A 3,639-nucleotide genomic window follows, 5' to 3' on the forward strand; every position below is an offset into this window, starting at 1 on the left:
CATGTAATGGGACGATGGTAAGAAAGGAAAAGCCGAGGATTGAGTAAAACCGTCGGCTAGAAATGTTTATTCACCCGTAGGGTGATTTTGTTCTTAGTGAGTAGCAATAGTAACTTAAGCGTTTCTTTGAAGCTGAAGGCGAATGCCTTCACGGTCGATTTGGATCCAGTATTCTACGATACGTTCGTTTTCAATGCGATACACAGCGCTGGCGATCTCAATGACGGTTTGGCCAGTAGGCGTAAAGCCGTCGACTTCTCCGATGTGAGTACCGGTCTGTTTCCAACGTACGTAAACACGATCATCCTGTGCAATAAGTTCTTGTACCTCAAGGTGGAAATCACCGTAGACTGCGATCATTTCCCTAACGTGGTCAGCATAATTGGCTGGTGTTCGGTGAACGGTAGTTTCGTTTTCTGCGGTCATTTGATGAGCAAGCACCTGCTCGGCCATATATTGAATGGCGGCATCGGGTTGTTTGCCAGACCGAACTTGGTTGAAAAACTGCTGAACGATTTCTGTTGGTGTTTTAGGCATAGGAAATGCTCCTGTCATTATGAATGTATGCTGAGTTTACTGGATAGCCGGGTGAAGTTCAAGCAAAGAATTTGCGGCGATCATGGGCAAATCTAATAAGTTTCATTGGAAAATGTACTATGGAGTGGATTCAGCGATCTAATCTCCCTTTAATATTAAAAAAACCACCCCGATAGCAGGCTGAGCCTAATATCAGGGTGGATAATTTACGAGTAGAGAGGGAGCCTCTACTTCAATAGTTGGCGGAATTCCTCGGTCAGCAGCGGCACGACCTCGAACAGATCGCCGACGATGCCGTAGTCGGCGACTTTGAAGATCGGCGCCTCAGCATCCTTGTTGATGGCGATGATGACGCGCGAAGAGCTCATCCCGGCAAGATGCTGGATGGCGCCGCTAATGCCGCATGCGATGTAGATCTCCGGCGTCACGACCTTGCCGGTCTGGCCGATTTGCATCGCGTACTCGCAGTAGCCTGCGTCGCAGGCTCCGCGGGAAGCCCCGACAGCGCCGCCCAAGACGGCAGCCAGCTCTTCGAGCGGCTGGAAGCCATCGGCGCTGCGCACGCCCCGTCCGCCGGAGACAACGATCTTGGCTTCTGCCAAGTCGATGGTGCCGGACGTTTTCTTGACGACCTCCCTAATGATGCTGCGCAGGGAGGGAGCGGGGTAAGCAACATCGATGACCTCGGCTTGACGCGAAGCGTCAGGCTCGGAAGCTGCGATGTTGTTCGGTCTTATCGTCACGACCCATGTGCCATTCGGGTCGGTAAACGCTTTCTTTTCGACGGCTTTGCCTGCGTAAAGCGGCCGCGTGAACTGCACGCTATCCCCGCTGCGCGAGATAGCTGTAACGTCCGAGAGCTGGCCAGCTGCGAGCTTCGCCGCGGCCAGCGGTGCGAGATCTCGGCCAACTGCCGTGTGGCCGAAATAGAGCGCGCCTGGCCCGGCGATATCTGTGACGGCCAGCAAAGCGCTCAAATAGGCTTCCGAGCTGTAGCTCTCCAGCTGGTTGTCTTCGACGACATAGATGGTGTCTGCGCCATAAGCCGCAAGCTCACCGGCAAGCGCTTTGCTTCCTGCGCCGCCAATCAAAACGGCGGCGATGGCGTCGCCATCAGCAGCGGAAAGCTGCGCTGCGCGTAATGCTTCAAAGGATACCTGACGCAGCTTGCCGCCGCGTGCTTCTGCAACAACGAGAAATGTTTTGCTCATAAATGTAGCCTCCCCTTATTTAGATCACTTTGGATTCACTGCGTAATGCTTGCACGAGTTCGGTAACTTGCTGTGGAAGGTCGCCTTTTAGAATGCGGCCTGCCTTTCGCTCGGGAGGCAAGGTCAAGTCAAGGCGTTCTGTTTTGGCGACAGCAGAATCAGCGCCATCAATATCATCTAGCGATAAGTGCTGGAACGGTTTTTTCTTTGCTTTCATAATGCCAGGAAGTGAAGGGTAGCGCGGCTCGTTCAAGCCTTGCTGTGCCGTGAACAGAGCTGGGAGAGGGACCTCGATCACTTCGATATCGCCTTCTGCATCGCGGTGGGCAACCGCTTTTCCTCCGGAAATTTCCAACTTCGTTATTGAGGCTACATGAGGTAAGCCGAGGAGGGAGGAGAGTCGGATTGCGACTTGCCCAGCCCCATTGTCGACAGAGAAATTACCGCCTAATAGGAGATCGACGGACTGTCCGCGCAAATAGTTGGCCAAAATTTCAGCCACTTCGAACTCATCTCCCTTAATGCGCTCATCGGAGATAAGAACAGCTTCATCAGCCCCCATCGCCAGCGCAGTTCGTAGCGCTTCGGCAGTACGTTCGGGACCAACGGAGAGCAGAGTAACCTTGCCGCCCAGCTCATCTCGAATTTGAATTGCTTGCTCAACCGCATATTCATCGTAAGGATTGATGACGAATTTCACGCCATCCTCTTGTACGGCCCCGTTCTGCAGGACGATTTTTTCCTCCGTGTCAAACGTTTGCTTCAACAATACAAAAATATCCATAGTCAAGCTCCTTCCTGAATATACATGTTATACAGACCTTAAGACTCGATACCTTTCATGAAAAAATCAATGGTAGGTCCAACTTGAGCGGTTAACGAATACTTCTGCCCGGAAATAAGCCAAGAAGTAACGACTTCATCCATACCGCCAAAAATGAGAAGCCTCACAAGCTTCACTTCAAAATCAGGACGGAAACTGCCGTCTTTCTTCCCTTTTTCTAATATATTTTCAATGAGGATAATATATCTCTTTAGTGCAAGGCCAATCTCTTTGCGAAGCTCGAGATCACTCTGTCTGAGCTCAATTTGGGTGAGATAGGCAAGATGAATATTCTCTTCCAGGACACTGAAATGAATTTCACATACTTTGTGCAGCGCTTCTCTAGCTGTCATTTGGTCATTTAGCCCATTATTGAGCTTCTCAACAAGTTCGCCTAATTTCTCCTGAAACAGGCTGGTTAAAATATCCTCCTTCTTCTTGAAATAAAGGTAGATAGTGCCATCGGCAACTCCAGCTTCCTTGGCGATTCGGGAGACTTGGGATTTATGAAAGCCGTGCTCAGCAAACACTTTCAGAGCGCCTTCGAGTATTGCGTAATACTTGTCTGGTTTTTTGCCACTTGTCAAGGAGATCACCTCGGTGTTAGAATACAAATATCGGTGAATGAATGCTCATTCATTTTTGTAATTTCATCATAAAATACGCAGTACGCCTTGTCAACGACTTATTCAGCTTATTAAAGCAAGTAGGAAGGTTTGCCGGCTTACACATCACAATGAAGCAGTTTTCAACTCTGGAAAAAGGGTCAAATGGAACTTGCTTTTTTACGTTGTTCGAATGTAAGCGGTTACTTCGTGGGATGAGTGGGGTTCTGAGTCCAGTAGAAGTTGGGGCGATGTTATGGCTCATTATTGTTGGATTCGAGCTGGATGTTGAGGCTAGTGTGGAATAAGTGTCCATAAAGACTGCTATATCTGTAGAAGTCAAAGAAAATAGGGAAATAACAGTCTCCAGGAGTACGTTTCACAATGTAATTTATTTGAGAATCTGCTTCTCCAATTTGAATCGGTACTTTTCAAAAAAATTAAGCAGAAAGCTGAGGGGTAT

General features: G+C 49.2%; 4 protein-coding genes. All 4 read right to left on the reverse strand.

The features are described from left to right. Positions 1-114: 114 nt before the first annotated feature. The gene (locus G519_RS0137970) at positions 115-537 is read right to left on the reverse strand and encodes an ester cyclase (RefSeq protein WP_029198976.1); all 423 of its coding nucleotides are present in this window, start codon (positions 535-537) and stop codon (positions 115-117) included. A 227-nt stretch (positions 538-764) separates the two neighbouring features. Continuing rightward, a complete protein-coding gene (locus G519_RS0137975) occupies positions 765-1,748 on the reverse strand; it encodes an electron transfer flavoprotein subunit alpha/FixB family protein (protein WP_029198977.1) in 984 nt (327 codons plus the stop codon). A gap of 19 nt (positions 1,749-1,767) precedes the next feature. Beyond that, positions 1,768-2,532, reverse strand: a complete 765-nt coding sequence (locus tag G519_RS0137980; RefSeq protein ID WP_029198978.1) for an electron transfer flavoprotein subunit beta/FixA family protein — start codon at positions 2,530-2,532, stop codon at positions 1,768-1,770. Positions 2,533-2,570: 38 nt separating this feature from the next. Further along, entirely contained in the window at positions 2,571-3,158 is a 588-nt protein-coding gene (locus G519_RS0137985; RefSeq protein ID WP_036635501.1) for a TetR/AcrR family transcriptional regulator, read from the reverse strand. Between the last annotated feature and the right edge of the window lie 481 nt (positions 3,159-3,639).

Origin of the sequence: Paenibacillus alginolyticus DSM 5050 = NBRC 15375, assembly GCF_000422905.1 — a bacterium.
GTDB classification, from domain to species: domain Bacteria; phylum Bacillota; class Bacilli; order Paenibacillales; family NBRC-103111; genus Paenibacillus_E; species Paenibacillus_E alginolyticus.